Genomic DNA, 18,339 nt, shown 5'->3' with positions numbered 1-18,339 from the left:
AGATGCACTCTCGGAAGCCCGGCAGATGGGACTAAACCACCTTGTACTGAATGGGAGCCTTAAAAAAATGTAATGTTTGATCCGCTGTTGATTTTGTCATTGAAATTGTTTAAGTTGGTTTCCGGGCTGATTAAACAATAAGGCTTTCCATTTGTTTAACATTCAAAGTTGAATTAAATAAAACCAATTAAAAATGAGTTATTACACCAATAAAACTTTAGAAGAAAACTTCGACCAGGTGGTTGAAAAAGTAACCGATGCCCTTAAAGAAGAAGGTTTCGGCGTATTGTCGGATATTGATGTCCAGCAAACCTTGAAGAAAAAACTGGATGTAAATTTCCGGAAGTATAGAATTCTGGGTGCCTGCAACCCACCCAATGCCCATAAAGCGTTGACTGCAGAACCTTATATTGGATTGATGTTGCCCTGTAATGTAGTGGTTCAGGAGACAGAAGGCGGAAAAGTTGATGTTTCAGCCGTTGATCCGGTTGCTTCCATGGCTTCGGTGGAAAATTCCCAATTAAAGGGTGTGGCAACCAATATAAAAGAAAAACTGGAACGGGTAATACAAAATCTGTAGCCTATGGCTTTATATCTTAAACTGATCGTATTGGTTATTGTATTGGTAGCCATTGTGATGGGTGTTTTTGGTTTGAAGCTGCTTTACGACAAAGGAGCAAAGTTCAATGTGGACTCAGATCCGGATAAGTACGAGAAAATCAAAAAAGACGGGATGTATAGTGCCTATTCGAAACAAAACAAATCGGAACAAAACAGGGAAAAAGACACTTGAATCCGCACAATTATCCAAAAGCCTCTGCTGCCATGACACAATCTTATAAACTGTACATCAAAAATATGGTTTGTCCGAGATGTGTCATGGCTGTTGAGGATATTTTGAAGCGGCTTAATATCCAATTTATTGAAGTCCGGTTGGGAGAGGTGATATTAAAAGAACCCAGGGAAAACTATGATCTGGAAGCCCTGAAAACAGAACTCGGCAAAATCGGATTTGAACTGATTGAGGACCGGCAGCTACAAATTGTTGAAAGCATCAAAAGTATAATTATTGATCTGGTACGGAATCCGCATCAAAATAAGAACCTTTACAATTTCTCCACCTATCTGGCCGATAAACTAAAGAAAAACTATCACTACCTGAGCAATATTTTTTCAGAGAAAGAAGGCATAACCATAGAGAAATATATGATCCTTCAACGAATTGAATATGCCAAGGAGCTATTGATCTATGATGAACTCAGCCTGAATGAAATTGCCAGGAAACTGAACTACAGCAGCATTGCCCATCTATCCAACCAATTCAAGCAAATTACCGGATTGTCTCCTACCGCTTTTAAAAAACTGCAGAACAACAAGGATCGAAATCCACTGGATGGTTTATAAAATTTGTCAGTTTATTCTCTGTACAAAGCTTCTGATTTTTCTATTCCCATCTCAAGCCCTCTCAGTTCGGCCATACCTCTCAACAATCCAATAGCAGAATATCCCGGGTTCGTTTTCTTGTGCAGATCATCCAGTATCGTATGTCCGTGATCGGCCCGCATGGGAATGACGTGGTCGTTTCTTCCCATGGCCTTCCGGAGGCGTTGCTCTCTCAAAATGGCACGGATTACGCTGTACATATCAACATCCCCTTCCAGGTGGGCTGCTTCAAAAAAGCTGCCTGAAGGTTCACGCTGGGTGCTTCTCAAATGGGCAAAATTGAGTTTAGTCCCCAGTCTTTCTATGATCTTTATCAGGTTATTGTCGGAGCGAACGCCTAAAGATCCCGTACATAAAGTAAATCCATTATAGATGGTGTCATAAACGCTGCATATTTGTTTGAGGTCTCCCTCGGTACTGACTATTCGCGGCAGACCGAATAATGGATAGGGCGGATCATCGGGATGGATGGCCAGTTTTACATCATTTTCCATGGCCACCGGGACAATTTCATTAAGAAAATATCTAAGGTTCTCCCTGAGCATTTTATCATCCACATCTTTGTATTCATCGAGTTTGTCCTGAAATTCTCCGAGGGTATATCCCTGTTGTGCACCCGGAAGCCCGGCAATGATATTGTTCTTGAGTTTTTCCAGTGATTTCTGATCGCTTTTCCGGTAATATTCCCGTGCCCGCTCTATACGGGTTTCACTATATTCTTCCTCAGCTCCGGGTCGTTTAAGAACGTAAAGATCAAAGGCTGCAAATGCATCCACGTCAAACCGTAAGGCTCTCGAACCATCTTCCAGCTCGAAATCCAGATCAGTCCGGGTCCAGTCCAGTACCGGCATAAAGTTATAGCAAACTGTCTTTATCCCAATCTTGCCTATATTGCGGAGGCTTTGTTTATAATTTTCGATATATTTGTCCCGGGAAGGCTTGCCGATTTTGATGGATTCGTGAACCGGTACGCTTTCAACCACCAACCATGTCAAACCCCTTCGCTGCGGAATGGGTAGATCGTCATTCCATTCGATCATACGTTTTCTTTCCTGTAACTTGTCCAGCGGCCATACCTCCCCAATAGGGATCTCGTGTAATGCTGTAACAATGCCGGTGGCACCCGCCTGCCGTATATCATTAAGGTTTACCGGATCCTCCGGTCCGTACCATCTCCAGGTCTGTTCCATGCTCATTTTTATATCTCTTTTGTGTTTTATATCAGCAAATTGCTTCCCCGTGTACGTACACGGAAATTTTGTAAGCAAAGATACAAAAATAGGAGCAGAAAAAAATCTGATATAACCCGAATTATTCTAGAATAATTAATTCTTGTTCAAGTTTATTAAAATTCTGTAATACAATATAATATAACTGCACAACTTGAGTAATTCAGATCAATCCCCATTGAACCCGCATGTTAATTATTTTCTTGTGGCAAAACTTAGTGGATGCGGGTTTCTGACGCTATTGAAAAACCTGGCTTTTTGCTTCAATAAATTTCGCAAAAAGCCGGTTTTTCTAATGCGGGGTTGCCTTGCTCCGCAGAAGCTTCGCGAAGGCGAGCCTGCATCCACCGCGCAAACCATCCCACATTCAAAAACGTTCCCGCTAACCAGCGGGATTCGTTTTTGAATGATGCAGGATAAAACTTTACAACTTCTGCTCATAATTTTGAAAAACTTTCACTGGCCTGTTGGGTTTATTTAATATAAAAAATCATTCTAATTGTGGAATTAAAAATAAAAAACAATATGCAAACCCTTAAATTTAAAACCAATTTAAAATGTGCAGGTTGCATGTATGCAATCAAACCTTACATGGATGCCCTTGAAGGCATTGAATCATGGGATGTTGACCTGGATAGTAAAGACAAAATAGTGAAAGTGGTCACAAGGACCGCCTCAAAAGAGGAGATACAAAAAGCCATTGAGGCTGCCATTTCAGAAGCCGGTTATACGGCAGAACCGGTTAGTTGAAAAAATGAATGGATTGAAAGGAGGAAACAATATATGACCAAACGCAATTTTAAAGTAGAAGGGATGCATTGTGCTTCCTGTGCCAGTAGTGTAGAAAGCATGCTGGGCAGTATGGAAGGAGTCACTCAGGCGAGGGTGAATTTTGCAGATGAATCCGTATTCGTAGAATATGACACGGAAAGTCTTGATCCTTCCCAAATGAAAGAGGCAGTGCAAAAGATAGGATATGACCTGGTTATTGAACAAAAAACCGATCTGGACAAGGAAGCAGCTAAAGAGAAAGAGAAATTAAACAAGGCGGGTAAAAAGGCCTTTCTTGCCATTGCCTTTTCCCTGCCTATATTTATCATTTCCATGTTTCTCCCGGAACTGCCTTTCAGAAACTGGATATTGCTGGCATTGACCTTCCCGGTGATCACCTGGTTCGGACGGGAATTTTTTCAGATTGCCTGGAAGCAGGCCCGGCATGGTACAACCAACATGGATACCCTTGTAGCGCTTGGCACAGGTGCAGCATTTCTTTTCAGCCTTTTCAATACCGTATTCCCGGAATATTTATTATCGCGCGGCATTACACCACATGTATATTACGAAGCCGCGGCAGTGATTATATCCCTTATTCTGCTTGGCCGGTATTTTGAAGCCCGGGCTAAAAGCCGTACTTCAGATTCCATCAAGCGGCTTATGGGCCTTCAGGTGAAAACGGCTAAAGTGCTTCGCAACGGTGAGGAAATTGAGGTTCCGGTAGATCAGGTAGCAGTGGATGATATCGTACAGATCCGTCCGGGAGAAAAAATCCCTGTTGACGGCCGGATCATCCAGGGTTATTCTTCTGTGGATGAAAGTATGATAACCGGTGAGCCACTGCCTGTAGAAAAAGGGAAAGGGGACCAGGTTATTGGCGCTACTTTGAACAAAACCGGCAGCTTTCAAATTAAAGCTGAAAAAGTGGGTTCTGATACTGTGCTATCCCAAATCATACAAATGGTGAGAGAAGCACAAGGGAGCAAAGCACCGGTTCAGAAACTGGCCGATAAAATCGCTGCCATCTTTGTTCCCGTGGTTATTGCAATTGCCATCGCAAGTGCCGTAATATGGTATCTTGCCGGTCCCTCACCTCAGTTGACATATGCTTTCGTTACGCTCGTTACCGTCCTTATCATTGCCTGCCCCTGTGCATTAGGCCTGGCAACTCCTACAGCACTAATGGTAGGGATAGGCAAAGGGGCTGAGAATGGCATACTGATCAGGGATGCCACAATACTTGAAAAAGTGAACCGGATTGATTCCATCGTGGTGGACAAAACCGGAACCATTACCACAGGCCAGCCTGTTGTATCCGATATGAGATGGATTAACGGGCAACAGGATAAAAAACTACTTGATCTGGTTTATACCGTTGAATCCAGATCAGAACATCCCCTGGCCGAAGCCATTACGGATTATCTGCATGGACGGGCCCAAAATGGATACGACCTGGAAGCGTTTGATTACCAGACAGGTCAGGGAATCAGGGCCTCCTACGAAGATGATGAATTGCTGATCGGCAATCAGGGTCTGATGCAGCAAAAGAATGTTACCATCCCCCGGGAACTTGTTGAAGGGATGGAAGAGCAACAGAAAGGAGTGGCTTCGCAGGTGTTTGTTGCCCGCAATGGGCGTTTGGAGTTGCTTTTCAGGATAGAGGATGAGATCAAGCCAACTTCTGTGAAAGCCATTAAAGCATTGCGGGAAGACGGGATCCAAGTCCATATGATGACCGGAGATAACAGCGAGGTAGCCCGTAATGTAGCAGACAAAACAGGTATTGAAAATTACAGGGCCGGAGTGATGCCGCAGGATAAGCTGGACTATGTGAAAAAGTTACAGGCCGAAGGCCACCGGGTAGCGATGGTAGGCGACGGAATCAACGATTCTCCTGCACTCGCCCAGGCGGATATTGGAATTGCCATGGGCAAAGGTACCGACGTGGCTATAGAAAGTGCCCAGATCACACTGGTTAAAGGTGATCTGGAAAAGATACGCTCTGCTATCGAATTGTCAAAATCCACACTGAAAACCATCAAGCAGAACCTCTTCTGGGCTTTCTTCTATAATGTTATTGCCATACCCATTGCAGCAGGAGTATTGTATCCTGTGAACGGTTTCCTGTTGAACCCCATGGTGGCAGGGGCTGCCATGTCATTCAGTTCGGTATCGGTAGTGATGAATAGTTTGCGGCTTAAATCAAAGACATTGAAATAAATCATTTAAGAGAACACCCATTGACCACATTGTTAAATTTAAATTTTATCCATTATGAAAACAGTAATTTTAAGTATCGTACTCATGTTTGGCATCACCATGGCAGGGTCATTTCAGGCTCAAGCCCAGGATGCGCAAAAAGACAAGGCAGCCTGCGAAGTGCAAGGCAATTTGGCTGAAGCCAGCTTTGAAGTAGACGGTCTATGCAGTATGTGCAAGGATCGTATTGAGGAAGCAGTCAAAGAAGTTGACGGAGTTAAGAAGGCCACCTGGAATATGGAATCAAAAACCTTGACAATGGGTTTTCATGAAGACCAGGTGGAAGTGAAGAAGGTGCACAAAGCCATTGCCAAGGCAGGCCATGACACCGAAAAAGCAAAAGCCTCTGATGAAGCCTATGCCTCGTTGCCTATGTGTTGTAAATACCGGGACGAATAGAATTATATCTCGTATTTATTCAGAAAAAAAGGCTGTTCAAATGATTATGAACAGCCTTTTTTTTATACGCCATACATGACCCATAAATCAATAGATACAATGATCTCCTCAAAATTTTTCCACTTCGCTGGTATCCTGCCTCAACCGTGTAAGCAAACGAAAATTACCGGTTGAACTTTCTCATTGTTTGTATTTTTTTCTATTTTTGTATAACACAATCCGTGTACGTACACGGATTGTAAAAAGTCATATAACAGGTTCTAAAAAAGGGGATTGCAGTATGATCTATTATGCTAAAGGTTCGGAAAAAGCATCGCTCAGTAGTAAAGATATACAAAAAGGATTATATGCTGCTTTTGAGCAACTTGGGGCCAGAAAAAAAATAATGGCCATTCCTCCCGATTATACTCGTTTTCACTCAAAAGCCGGTCTGATCACTCAGTTTACCTATCAATATTTTGGTGATCGCCTCACCGATATCCTGCCGGCATTAGGCACCCATGCCCCAATGACCGAAGAACAGATACACAAAATGTACGGCGATCTGCCCCGGGATCTTTTCCGTGTGCACGACTGGCGTAATGATATTGTAACCCTTGGGGAAGTCCCCGCTGAATTTGTAAAAGAAGTATCCGAAAACAAAGTGGCTTATCCCTGGCCGGCCCAGGTCAATAAGCGCCTGACGGAAGGCAACCATGACCTGCTCCTTTCCATCGGTCAGGTGGTACCCCACGAAGTGGCCGGTATGGCCAATTTCAACAAAAACATATTCGTTGGTACAGGAGGTGCAGAGGGCATTAACAAGAGCCATTTTCTGGGTGCAGCATATGGTATGGAAAGAATGATGGGCAGAGCGAACACCCCTGTAAGAAAAGTATTGAACTATGCTTCGGAACATTTTGCGAATCATCTGCCCATTGTCTATGTATTAACAATCATAGGAATGAATGAACAGGGCGATTTGGTGACGCGGGGCCTGTATATCGGAGATGATATGGAGTGCTTTGAGAAAGCAGCAGAGCTTTCCCTGAAGGTGAACTTCACCATGCTTGAAAATCCTTTAAAGAAGGTAGTGGTATATCTGGATCCTGAAGAGTTTGAAAGCACCTGGCTGGGAAATAAAAGCATCTACAGAACAAGAATGGCTCTTGCTGACGGCGGCGAACTGATTGTTCTGGCCCCGGGGGTCAGAAAATTCGGTGAAGATGATGAAAATGACCGGTTGATCAGGAAATATGGATATGTTGGCACACCCCGGATTCTTGAACTTACAAAAAACAACGAGGATCTGGGCAAAAACCTGAGTGCAGCGGCTCATCTGATACACGGTTCATCGGAAAACAGGTTTTCCATTACCTACTGCCCGGGAAAACTGACAAAGGAAGAAATTGAATCGGTCAATTTTCAATATGCCGATCCGGATGCCATGCTTGAAAAATATCCACCCGACCGGATGAAGGAAGGCTATAACCAAATGAAGGACGGCGAGGAAGTCTACTATATTTCTAATCCGGGACTTGGATTGTGGGCATGGAAAGAAAAATTTCAGGATGTATAATATGAAAATTGTTGCTGACAATAAGATACCCTATCTGAAGGGCGTATTGGAGCCTTATGCAGAGGTAGTTTATAAAGCGGGACCCGAAATCTCCAACGGGGATGTCAGGGATGCCGATGCCTTAATCATCCGAACCCGTACAAAATGTGACGAGGAACTTCTGAAAGGGAGCCATGTGAAATTCATTGCTACGGCAACCATCGGATTTGACCACATAGACCAGGAATACTGCAGGAAAAATAATATAAGCTGGACCAATGCCCCGGGGTGCAACGCTTCCTCCGTTCAGCAATACATTGCCTCGGTATTGGCCACGCTCGGTTCCTCGATTTCTTCAATCCCGGAAAAGCCCGTTATAGGCATTGTAGGTGTAGGCAATGTGGGTTCAAAAGTAGAAAAACTGGCCCGCATTCTGGGTATGGACGTATTGTTGAATGATCCGCCCAGGGAAAGAGCTGAAGGAGGAACTCAGTGGAGTACGTTCCGGGAAATTCAGGAGAATGCCGATATTATTACCTTCCATGTACCACTGATTTCTGAAGGTCGAGACAAAACCTATCATATGGCCGGTCGCGAAGTGCTTGACCGGATTCATCCGGACACTGTATTGATCAATACTTCAAGGGGGGAAGTGGTGGACAACGCGGCCCTGAAGCAAGCGTTAAACAACGGACAAATTAAAACAGCAATACTGGATGTATGGGAAAATGAACCCGAAATTGACAGGGAACTATTGAATCTTGTAAAATTGGGCACGCCCCATATTGCAGGATACTCAAGAGATGGCAAGGCCAATGGCACGGCTCAGAGTGTAAGAGCTGTAAGCCGGTTTTTCGGGATCGGGCTCGATGACTGGTATCCCGGAAACGTTGAACCTCCTCAAAATCCGGTTATTCAGCTTAGAGATCAGGACATCCGGCCGAGAGAGGCAGTATATAAAGCCATACAAGCAACATATGACGTTTCGGAAGACGATGAGCGGCTTCGGCGGAATCCGGAAGAATTCGAAAAACAGCGGGGAAATTATCCGGTCAGAAGGGAATTCAATGCCTATACCCTGTCTGCCAATTCTAATTTATCCGATCATACATGGCAAAAGCTTCAAGCGCTCGGGTTTCATTCGGATAAAGTTTGATTATATGTTTGTAAATCAATTAAATAGAAACTTAAAATTTGAGCTTTGTGTTTCATTCGCCATGGAACCCCCATGCTTTATTCATTGCCTTGTTGTGAAGGTTTCTGGATGCGGGTTTCATTAGTGTAACAGTTTATTAAAAAATTGAATTTCAAATTGATTTATATGACAAATTCACAAACTTCGCTTGCATCACCATGGAACCCGCATGTTAATCATGTTCTTGTTGTAAGGGTTCCTGCATGCGGGTTTCATTTGCCTGGATTCTGGATAGCTCCTGATATAGCAAAAGTAAATAATGGTGCATAATTATAATTCAATAAACAAACAAAAAACACAACATTATGGAACAAAAAGCAGACATAGGATTAATTGGTCTGGCGGTAATGGGAGAAAACCTTGTTCTGAACATGGAAAGCAAAGGATTCACCGTAGCAGTGTATAACCGTACCGTCGAGAAAGTGGATAATTTTGTAAACGGAAGGGGCAAGGACAAAAACATCATCGGCACCCGTTCCCCGGAAGAACTTATTCAGTCGCTTAAGCGGCCACGAAAAATCATGATGCTTGTAAAAGCAGGCAACCCTGTCGATAAGCTGATAGACACTTTGGTTCCGCTCCTGGATGAAGGTGATATACTTATTGACGGCGGAAATTCTCACTTCCCGGACACCATCAGACGAACCGAATATGTGGAAAGCAAAGGACTGCGTTACATCGGTACCGGTGTTTCCGGAGGTGAAGAAGGTGCCCTCAAAGGGCCGTCCATCATGCCGGGCGGAACCAATGAAGCCTGGGAACATGTTAAACCCATCTTCCAGAGCATTGCTGCCAAAGTGGAAGACGGGAGTCCGTGCTGCGAATGGGTAGGAGAAAACGGAGCCGGCCACTTTGTTAAAATGGTTCACAATGGTATCGAATATGGCGACATGCAGATGATATGCGAAGCATACCAGATAATGAAAATGTATCTGGGTATGAGCAATGATGAGATGAGCGAAGTATTCAAAGAATGGAATGAAGGGGAGCTGAACAGCTATCTCATTGAAATTACCGGTAATATACTGGGGTATAAGGATGAAAACGGTGAACACCTCATTGATAAGATTCTTGATACCGCAGGACAGAAAGGTACCGGAAAATGGACAGCCGTTGAATCACTCAATCAGGGTATACCCCTCACTCTGATCGGAGAAGCAGTTTACGCCCGATTCCTGTCTGCGCTGAAAGAATCAAGAGTAGAGGCTTCCAAGGTCCTAACAGGTCCTAAACCCAAATTTAAAGGCGACAAGAAGGCCTTCATCGAAAATCTGAGAAAAGCACTATATGCATCCAAACTCATATCATACGCTCAGGGCTTTACCCTGCTGCGGTCGGCTGCTGAAGAGCACAACTGGAACCTGGATTACGGCGCCATAGCTCTTATGTGGCGGGGAGGTTGTATTATCCGCTCCATCTTCCTCGGAAAGATCAAAGAAGCATTCGACAAAAATCCCCAACTGAACAATCTGCTGCTTGACGAATTCTTCAAGGAAAAGATCGATGCCGGACAGGATGGATGGAGAAAGGTAACGGCTGAGGTCATACAGAATGGCATACCGATACCGGCAATGACATCGGCACTGGCTTATTATGACGGATATAGGTCAGATCGGCTGCCTGCCAACCTGCTTCAGGCCCAGCGCGATTATTTCGGGGCCCATACCTATGAACGAGTGGACAAGCCCAGGGGCGAATTCTTCCATACCAACTGGACCGGAGAAGGAGGCTCAACCACTTCAGGTACGTATACAGCATAAGACTGAGTAGAGAGTAGTGAGTAGTGAGTTGTGAGTAATGAGTAGTGAGTAAAAAGTAGTGAGTGATGAGTAGTGAGTTGTGAGTCAATATGAAAATGGGACTGCCCTACTCATTACTCACTACTCCAAACTCACTACTTTTCTCCACTTAACTCATTACTCAATTACTAGCCAGTTGTTCACCATTTCCCCGTCTTCTTCTCCTCCGGTTTGGGATAACCCTTCAATGCTTCCAGATTATCATCGATTTCTTGCCTGGGCAGTTCATAATCCTCCAGCTTGCCATCCAGGTATTTTTCATAACCGGTGAGATCCATATATCCATGTCCACTAAAATTGAACAGGATGGTCTTTTCTTTGCCCTCTTCCTTAGCTTTTTTAGCCTCCTGGATGGTAGCCGCAATGGCATGCGTCGTTTCGGGAGCAGGTATAATGCCTTCGGTACGGGCAAACAACATACCAGCCTCATAGCTTTCCAACTGATGAATGGACCGGGGGGCCATCAACCCTTCCACAATACACTGGCTGACCAAAGGAGATATCCCATGATACCTCAGGCCACCGGCATGAATCGGCGGCGGGACAAAATTATGCCCCAATGTATACATGGGCAACAGGGGCGTCATCTGGGCGGAATCCCCATGATCATAAAGGAAGGGAGATTTTGTGATTGTAGGGCATGAAGCAGGCTCTGCCGGGATGATGTCTATCTGGTCGCCATGAATCTTATCCCTTACGTATGGGAAGGCAATCCCTGCAAAATTGCTGCCTCCACCGGCACAGCCTATAATTGTATCCACTTTCTTTTCACCTGCTTCCTTCATTTGTTTCTGAGCTTCCAACCCTATGATGGTTTGATGGAGCATAACGTGATTCAATACGCTTCCCAGGGAATACCTTGTTTGTCCTGTTTTGTCGGCCACAGCCTGTTCTACTGCTTCACTAATGGCAATACCAAGGCTCCCGGGAGTATCCGGATCTTTCTCCAGCATTTTCCTGCCCGTTTCCGTTTCTTCACTGGGACTTGCAACACAGTTTCCGCCCCACGTACGCATCATGATTTTCCGGTAGGGTTTCTGGTCGAAGCTGATCCGTACCATAAACACTTTGATCTCCAAACCCAGTAAAGCACCTGCATAGCTAAGTGCACTCCCCCACTGTCCGGCACCTGTTTCTGTAGTAATACGCTTGATGCCAAATTCTTTATTATAGTATGCCTGAGCTACCGCCGTATTGGGTTTATGGCTGCCGGGCGGAGAAACACTTTCGTCTTTGTAGTAAATCTTTGCCGGAGTACCCAGTGCTTTTTCCAGATGAATGGCACGGTGAAGCGGTGTAGGTCGCCATCTCAGCAACAACTCCAATACCTTTTCCGGAATATCGATCCATCGTTGGGTACTCACTTCCTGTTCAATAATGTTATCAGGAAATACTGCTTGTAACTGATCGGGTGTTACGGGATTTCCATCAGGGCCCAAATAAGGTTCCATAGGAGAAGGAAGATCCGCAACAAGATTATACCATTGCTTCGGTATATCCTGTTCATTCAATAATACTTTTTTCATAAAAGCCATACTTTTTTATTTAATTTGAATTAGAAATAACCTTTTTCATTGCATGTCAATATTCAGAAATGTATCCTTTTTTAGTACCTTACCGGTCAAATTCTTGCATTTTTTGGCAAAACTTGCCCGGTAAGCTACTGTGGCAAAATTTATGAGGCATTTTTCAAAGATAAAATAATTGAAAAAGATCATGACCTTTATATAATTTTGCCTCATAAATTTTGCTTGCTAATTTGGACAAGCCAAAACGGAAACACATTAAATTCCTTCAAAGTATCCTGTTTGGTTTTGGCTTGTCCAAATTAGGATAATCCAAAGTATAATGCAACCCTCTGCTCTCCTTAAGATTTTGGGCCATCTTGATGATGAGGTAACCGACATTAATGAGGTTTCTCAATTCGCACAACCTTTCAGATAAAACAGACTTTTTATAGAGCGCTTCGGTTTCCCGGTAAATGATCTCAAGTCGTTTCAATGCCCGTTCCAAACGCAGGTTTGAACGAACAATCCCCACATAATTGCTCATAATCTGATGTACCTCTTTGAAATTCTGAGTGATCATAACCATCTCCTCAGGATAAGTGGTGCCTGAATAATCCCAGTTGGGAATACCTTCCTTAAAACCCAATGATTCGTATTGTTTCAGTGTATCTTTCGCAGCCAGATCTGCATAAACGACAGCTTCCATCAAAGAATTGGATGCCAATCTATTAGCTCCATGAAGACCGGTGCAGGAGCTTTCCCCTATAGCATAAAGCCGGTTTATGGTGCTTCTTCCGTTTTTATCCACCTTGATCCCACCGCACGAATAATGCGCAGCAGGTGTTACCGGAATATAATCTTTTGTAATATCAATATTCAAACTTAAACATTTCTCATAGATGTGCGGAAAATGGCTTTTCAAGCCTTCGGGGTCAAGATGGGTACAGTCAAGATAGACGTGCTCATCACCGCGCTTCTTCATTTCTTTGTCAACAGCTCTTGCCACAATATCCCTCGGAGCCAGGCATCCCCTTTTATCATATTGCTTCATGAATTCTTTGCCGTCTGTTGTACGCAACAAAGCTCCATAGCCACGGAGCGCCTCGGTTATAAGATAAGCAGGACGCTCACCTGGATTATAAAGGGCTGTGGGATGAAACTGTACGAATTCCATATTTTCAATGATACCTTTGGCACGGTAAACCATAGCAATACCGTCGCCTGTAGCAATACTGGGATTGGTGGTTGTTTCATATAAATTCCCGACACCTCCTGTAGCGACGACTGTTACTTTGGAAAGTACGGTGGTTACTTCGGAAGTTTCCAGGTCCATCACATAAGCTCCATAGCATTCAATATCCGAATTCGCCCGGGTAACCTTCTTCCCCAGATGATGCTGAGTAATCAGTTCAACGGCAAAATGATATTCCATTATTTCAATATCGGGATGCTGCCATACCTGCTGAACCAGCTTATTTTCTATCTCCTGTCCGGTATGGTCCTTATGGTGCAGTACCCGGGGATTGGAATGACCTCCTTCTCTTCCCAGATCATATTGGCCGTTTTCCCCGCGGTCAAATTCCACTCCCCACTCAATTAGCTTTTCAATCTGCGAAGAAGCTTCTTTTACAACCATTTCGACCACTTCGCGATCGCACAATCCATCGCCTGCAACAAGGGTGTCCTGTATATGCTTTTCAAAATCATCCGGTTCATAAATCACGGATGCAATTCCACCCTGGGCGTATTTGGTATTGGTTTCCTGAAGGTGGGTTTTGGTGATCAATCCAACCTTACCTTTGCCGGCAACCTTTAAGGCATAAGCTAAACCTGCTATACCACTGCCAAGTACAAGAAAATCATAATGCTTTTCCATAGGTTAAAAACAAATTGGAATCTCTTTACAAAGATAATGATTGAATCTAGTCTACCCGAATTATTCACAAAATTTTATATTTTTGCACAAAGTTTGCATAAATATGTATCATCATCAATTGCATGTTAACCTGGATTATTCATAAACAAATAACCTGTCCCACTGATGAAGCGGGAAAGTGAAGTTTAGCGCCGGAATTATGTCATCACTTCTAAAAATTTTGTTTTTTTAGCAAAGTTTTGCAACAATTTAAATTCTAAAAGCCGATCATAAAAGTTATTTGGTTAATACTCTAACAACATGAAAATCTTAAAGTTTGGAGGTACTTCACTGGGTACACCGCAACGGATGCAAAGGGTGGCCGACATCATCAACGATGGTTATCCCAAAATTGTTGTACTGTCAGCCATGGGAGGCACAACCGATTCGCTGGAGGATATCACCAACTATCTGTCCAAAGATAACAAGGATGCTGCCCGGGAGATCGCAGCAGAGCTGGAACGCACATACAAAGGATTTGCAGGAAAACTTTTTCAGTCGGAGGAGTACCGAAACAGGGCCCTGGAAATGATCCAGTCACATTTCAACCACATACGTTCGTTCTTTTACCAATCCTTTTCTTCTGCACGGGAAAAATCCATAATGGCTCAGGGAGAGCTCATCACCTCCACCCTTTTCCATTACATGCTGGAAGAAAACAACATTGACTCTGTTCTTTTGCCGGCTCTGAACTTCATGAGAATTGACAAAAATGAAGAACCCGATGAATTTTATATAAGAGAAAACCTGGAAAGGGAATTATCAGAGAAACCCGATCATAATCTTTTCATTACACAGGGATACATATGCCGCAATGCGTTCGGCGAGGTGGACAATCTGAAGCGCGGCGGCAGCGATTACACGGCTTCCCTGATCGGTTCCACGATCGATGCCGAAGAAGTACAGATATGGACCGATGTAGACGGTTTTCACAACAACGATCCCCGTTATGTGGAAAATACAGAGGTGATCCGGACATTATCCTTTGATGAAGCGGCAGAGCTGGCCTATTTCGGTGCCAAAGTACTGCACCCCGCCAGTGTTCTTCCATGTAAACTGAAGGAAATACCCGTTCGTCTGAAAAATACCATGAATCCAAAAGATGATGGTACGCTGATCACTAACAGCAGTGACAAGGCAGAGATCAAAGCTGTAGCTGCCAAGGATGGCATCGCGGCCATCAAGATCAAATCAAACCGGATGCTCCTGGCCTACGGGTTTATCCGGAAAGTATTCGAAGTGTTCGAAGTATATCAAACACCCGTAGATGTGATCACCACATCGGAAGTGGCGGTTTCTGTTACTGTTGACAAGCTCGATCACATGGATAACATTGTCAGCGACCTGAAAAAGTACGGTGCGGTTGAGGTTGAACACGAGCAGAGCATCATTTGCGTTGTAGGAAACCTGATGGCAGACGAAAAAGGCATCATCTACAAAATTTTTGATGCCCTTGCAGATGTCCCCGTTAGGATGGTCTCCTACGGTGGCAATCAGTATAACGTCACCCTGCTGGTAAACACAAAAGATAAATTGCGGGCGTTGAATGCTTTAAGCGACAATCTTTTCAAACAATGAACACAGAACTCATCAAATATAATCTGGATCAACTGAAAACCCCATGTTATTTCTACGACATGGAACTGCTGGAACGGACACTCGGGGAAGTCCGAAAGATCAAAGACCGATACGGATATCACGTCCATTACGCACTGAAGGCCAATTCCAACACACGCATACTCAGGAAAATCCGCGAATATGGTTTTGGTGCAGATTGCGTCAGTGGGAATGAAATTCTGCGGGCGCTACAAACCGGTTATCCACCGGAAGAAATCGCATTTGCGGGCGTGGGTAAAGCCGATTGGGAGATCGACCGGGGCCTCGAATATGATATTGGTTTCTTCAACTGCGAGTCGATATCCGAGATCGAGGTCATTAACGAACGGGCGGCCATGAAAAATACCACTGCCAACGTCGCCTTGCGGATCAACCCGGAGATAGATGCCAAAACGCATCATTACATCACCACTGGCATTGAGGAAAACAAATTCGGCATTAACCGGAAGGATCTGCCAAAGGTGGTTGAACTGTTGAAAAAACTGAATAATATAAGATTAAAAGGCATCCACGTACACATAGGCTCACAGATTACCGACCTGGATGTATTCAAAAGCCTTTGTCTAAGAATGAATGAGATACAGGATTTCTTCAGGAAAGAGCACATTGAGTTAACCGATATCAATGTTGGAGGCGGCCTGGGTCTTAATTATGAAAATCCCCAGGACGCTGCCATACCTGACTTTGATTCCTATTTCAGGGTGTTCCGGGAATTTCTCAAGATACAGCCGCACCAAAAGCTTCATTTTGAACTGGGAAGATCTCTGGTGGGCCAATGCGGAGCTTTGGTCACCTCTGTCCTCTACATTAAGGAAGGGGTCAATACCAATTTTGCAGTGGTGGATGCGGGCATGACTGAATTGATAAGACCTGCCCTTTATCAGGCCTACCACAAGATCACAGCCCTGACAAGCAACAAGCCAACCCGGAAATACGATGTGGTGGGTCCGATATGTGAATCATCCGATTACTTTGGAAAATCAGTAGAATTGCCGGAGTTGAAACGGGGCGATGTGCTGGTGATCCATTCGGCCGGAGCCTATGGTGAGGTGATGCAGTTCAGTTACAACCTCCGGGACCATTTAGAATTCTACTATTCAGCAGATTTCGTTAAGGCAAAGAAAATATAGACATTGAGTAAAGCAGAAAATTGATTTTTATATACTTTTGAAAATGGATATTCTCATTGTTCTAATTATTGGAATATTTCTAATAGCCAAGTACATAAAAAACTTTATAACCAAAAAAATAAACATGAAATACAATTAACAAGCACTCAGCCTGCCGGCTGGCAGGCAAAAAACAAATAATATCAAAATTCCAAATTCAAATCACCCAAACACCTTTAGCTACGACCTGTTTGGAATTTAATTTTTGGGTCATTTGAATTTGTTTGGAGTTTAGAGTTTAAAGTTTAGTGCTTTAGTCCATCAGATATAAATAATTAGAATCTACTAAACAGAAAGAATATGGCTCAGGAAGACCTTTTCAAAAAAATCATTGCCCACTCAAAGGAATACGGTTTTATATTCCAGTCGAGTGAAATATACGACGGACTGAGTGCGGCTTACGACTATGGGCAGAACGGCGCCCAGTTGAAAAACAACATCAAGCAATACTGGTGGGATGCCATGGTGAAGCTGAATGAGAACATCGTGGGGCTGGATTCAGCCATCTTCATGCACCCCGATGTATGGAAAGCCAGTGGTCACCTGAGCGCTTTCAACGATCCGATGATCGACAACAAAGATTCAAAGAAGCGCTACCGGGCCGATGAGCTGGTAGATGATTATATTGCCAAACAACAGGCCAAGCTTGATAAAGAGATAGCCAAGGCACAAAAGAAATTCGGAGAGGACTTCGACAGGGAAAAATTCCTGGAGACCAATCCCAGGGCGCAAAAATATCAGAATGATATCAAAGAAACGCACCGGAGGTTAATCAAAGCCCTGGAAGATGATGACCTGGAAGCGCTGGGTCAACTTATACAGGACTGTGACATTGCCGACCCGGTATCCGGCACCAAAAACTGGACGGAAGTCAAGCAGTTCAATCTGATGTTTGAAACACAGTTTGGTGCCCAAAACGATGGCTCCAACAAGGTTTACCTGCGGCCCGAAACGGCGCAGGGAATTTTCGTCAATTACCTTAACGTGCAGAAAACCGGACGCATGAAGCTTCCATTTGGTATTGCCCAGATCGGAAAAGCTTTCCGTAATGAAATCGTGGCGCGGCAGTTCATTTTCCGTATGCGCGAGTTCGAGCAGATGGAAATGCAATATTTCGTGCGGCCCGGAGAAGAAATGCAATGGTTTGAATACTGGAAAAAGGTACGGGTAAACTGGCATAAGGCGCTGGGTATCGACGAAAACCTCTTCCGTCTTCACGAGCACGACAAGCTTGCGCATTACGCCAATGCCGCCTACGACATAGAATTCAACTTCCCTATGGGATTCAAGGAGCTGGAAGGCATTCATTCCAGAACAGATTTTGACCTTTCGCAGCATCAGGAATTTACCGGCAAAAAAATCCAGTATTATGATCCGGAGCTGGATAAAAGCTATGTACCTTATGTAGTGGAAACTTCCATCGGGCTCGACCGGATGGTGCTGGCCGTTCTTTCTGCCGCTTATCATGAAGAGGAAGTGCCCAGGGAAAACGGCA

Annotated in this window: 15 protein-coding genes; 12 read left to right on the top strand and 3 right to left on the bottom strand. The window is 44.1% G+C overall.

Annotated elements, in window-relative coordinates:
• The first annotated feature begins 193 nt into the window (after positions 1 to 193).
• The 3 genes from KGY70_07635 to KGY70_07625 are packed head-to-tail and all read left to right on the top strand — an operon-like array spanning position 194 to position 1,404.
• On the top strand, positions 194 to 580 hold the full coding sequence (locus KGY70_07635; GenBank protein MBS3775040.1) for a DUF302 domain-containing protein: 387 nt from the start codon (positions 194 to 196) through the stop codon (positions 578 to 580).
• A gap of 3 nt (positions 581 to 583) precedes the next feature.
• Positions 584 to 793, top strand: coding sequence for a hypothetical protein (locus KGY70_07630; protein MBS3775039.1), 210 nt, complete (start codon positions 584 to 586; stop codon positions 791 to 793).
• A 32-nt stretch (positions 794 to 825) separates the two neighbouring features.
• Positions 826 to 1,404, top strand: coding sequence for a helix-turn-helix transcriptional regulator (locus KGY70_07625; GenBank protein MBS3775038.1), 579 nt, complete (start codon positions 826 to 828; stop codon positions 1,402 to 1,404).
• Between the two features lie 11 nt (positions 1,405 to 1,415).
• Here KGY70_07625 and uxuA read toward each other — a convergent pair whose 3' ends face one another.
• Positions 1,416 to 2,639 carry a mannonate dehydratase gene (uxuA, locus tag KGY70_07620; GenBank protein MBS3775037.1) on the bottom strand — a complete coding sequence of 408 codons (1,224 nt, stop codon included), beginning with the start codon at positions 2,637 to 2,639 and terminating at the stop codon, positions 1,416 to 1,418.
• 603 nt (positions 2,640 to 3,242) lie between these two features.
• On the opposite strand from uxuA, the gene KGY70_07615 reads away from it, so the two are divergent.
• The 6 genes from KGY70_07615 to gnd all read left to right on the top strand — a co-directional run bounded on the left by KGY70_07615 (position 3,243) and on the right by gnd (position 10,596).
• Positions 3,243 to 3,422 (top strand): hypothetical protein, encoded by a 180-nt coding sequence (locus KGY70_07615; GenBank protein MBS3775036.1) that lies wholly within the window; start codon positions 3,243 to 3,245, stop codon positions 3,420 to 3,422.
• Positions 3,423 to 3,455: 33 nt separating this feature from the next.
• Positions 3,456 to 5,666 carry a copper-translocating P-type ATPase gene (locus KGY70_07610; GenBank protein ID MBS3775035.1) on the top strand — a complete coding sequence of 737 codons (2,211 nt, stop codon included), beginning with the start codon at positions 3,456 to 3,458 and terminating at the stop codon, positions 5,664 to 5,666.
• Positions 5,667 to 5,720: 54 nt separating this feature from the next.
• A complete protein-coding gene (locus KGY70_07605) occupies positions 5,721 to 6,104 on the top strand; it encodes a heavy-metal-associated domain-containing protein (protein MBS3775034.1) in 384 nt (127 codons plus the stop codon).
• Positions 6,105 to 6,384: 280 nt separating this feature from the next.
• Positions 6,385 to 7,662, top strand: a complete 1,278-nt coding sequence (locus KGY70_07600) for a DUF2088 domain-containing protein (GenBank protein ID MBS3775033.1) — start codon at positions 6,385 to 6,387, stop codon at positions 7,660 to 7,662.
• 1 nt (position 7,663) lies between these two features.
• Positions 7,664 to 8,797, top strand: coding sequence for a 4-phosphoerythronate dehydrogenase PdxB (gene pdxB / locus KGY70_07595; protein MBS3775032.1), 1,134 nt, complete (start codon positions 7,664 to 7,666; stop codon positions 8,795 to 8,797).
• Positions 8,798 to 9,141: 344 nt separating this feature from the next.
• Positions 9,142 to 10,596: a decarboxylating NADP(+)-dependent phosphogluconate dehydrogenase gene (gnd, locus tag KGY70_07590; GenBank protein ID MBS3775031.1), complete on the top strand. Its 1,455-nt coding sequence runs from the start codon at positions 9,142 to 9,144 to the stop codon at positions 10,594 to 10,596.
• A gap of 179 nt (positions 10,597 to 10,775) precedes the next feature.
• Here the strand turns inward: gnd and KGY70_07585 are convergent, their stop codons facing one another.
• Together KGY70_07585 and nadB are read right to left on the bottom strand one after the other, a co-directional pair.
• Positions 10,776 to 12,170: a TrpB-like pyridoxal phosphate-dependent enzyme gene (locus KGY70_07585; GenBank protein MBS3775030.1), complete on the bottom strand. Its 1,395-nt coding sequence runs from the start codon at positions 12,168 to 12,170 to the stop codon at positions 10,776 to 10,778.
• A gap of 259 nt (positions 12,171 to 12,429) precedes the next feature.
• Complete coding sequence (nadB, locus tag KGY70_07580; GenBank protein MBS3775029.1) at positions 12,430 to 14,019, bottom strand: L-aspartate oxidase; 1,590 nt, start codon at positions 14,017 to 14,019, stop codon at positions 12,430 to 12,432.
• 300 nt (positions 14,020 to 14,319) lie between these two features.
• On the opposite strand from nadB, the gene KGY70_07575 reads away from it, so the two are divergent.
• The 3 genes from KGY70_07575 to KGY70_07565 all read left to right on the top strand — a co-directional run.
• Positions 14,320 to 15,636, top strand: coding sequence for an aspartate kinase (locus KGY70_07575; GenBank protein MBS3775028.1), 1,317 nt, complete (start codon positions 14,320 to 14,322; stop codon positions 15,634 to 15,636).
• On the top strand, positions 15,633 to 16,805 hold the full coding sequence (gene lysA / locus KGY70_07570; protein MBS3775027.1) for a diaminopimelate decarboxylase: 1,173 nt from the start codon (positions 15,633 to 15,635) through the stop codon (positions 16,803 to 16,805). The genes KGY70_07575 and lysA overlap by 4 nt, the downstream gene beginning before the upstream one ends.
• 339 nt (positions 16,806 to 17,144) lie before the next feature.
• A partial coding sequence (locus tag KGY70_07565) for a glycine--tRNA ligase (protein ID MBS3775026.1) occupies positions 17,145 to 18,339 on the top strand: 1,195 nt, incomplete at its 3' end.

Source organism: Bacteroidales bacterium (assembly GCA_018334875.1).
GTDB lineage: Bacteria > Bacteroidota > Bacteroidia > Bacteroidales > UBA12077 > JAGXLC01.
Note: the sequence above shows the minus strand (reverse complement) of the source record. Positions and strands in the feature narration are given on the sequence as shown.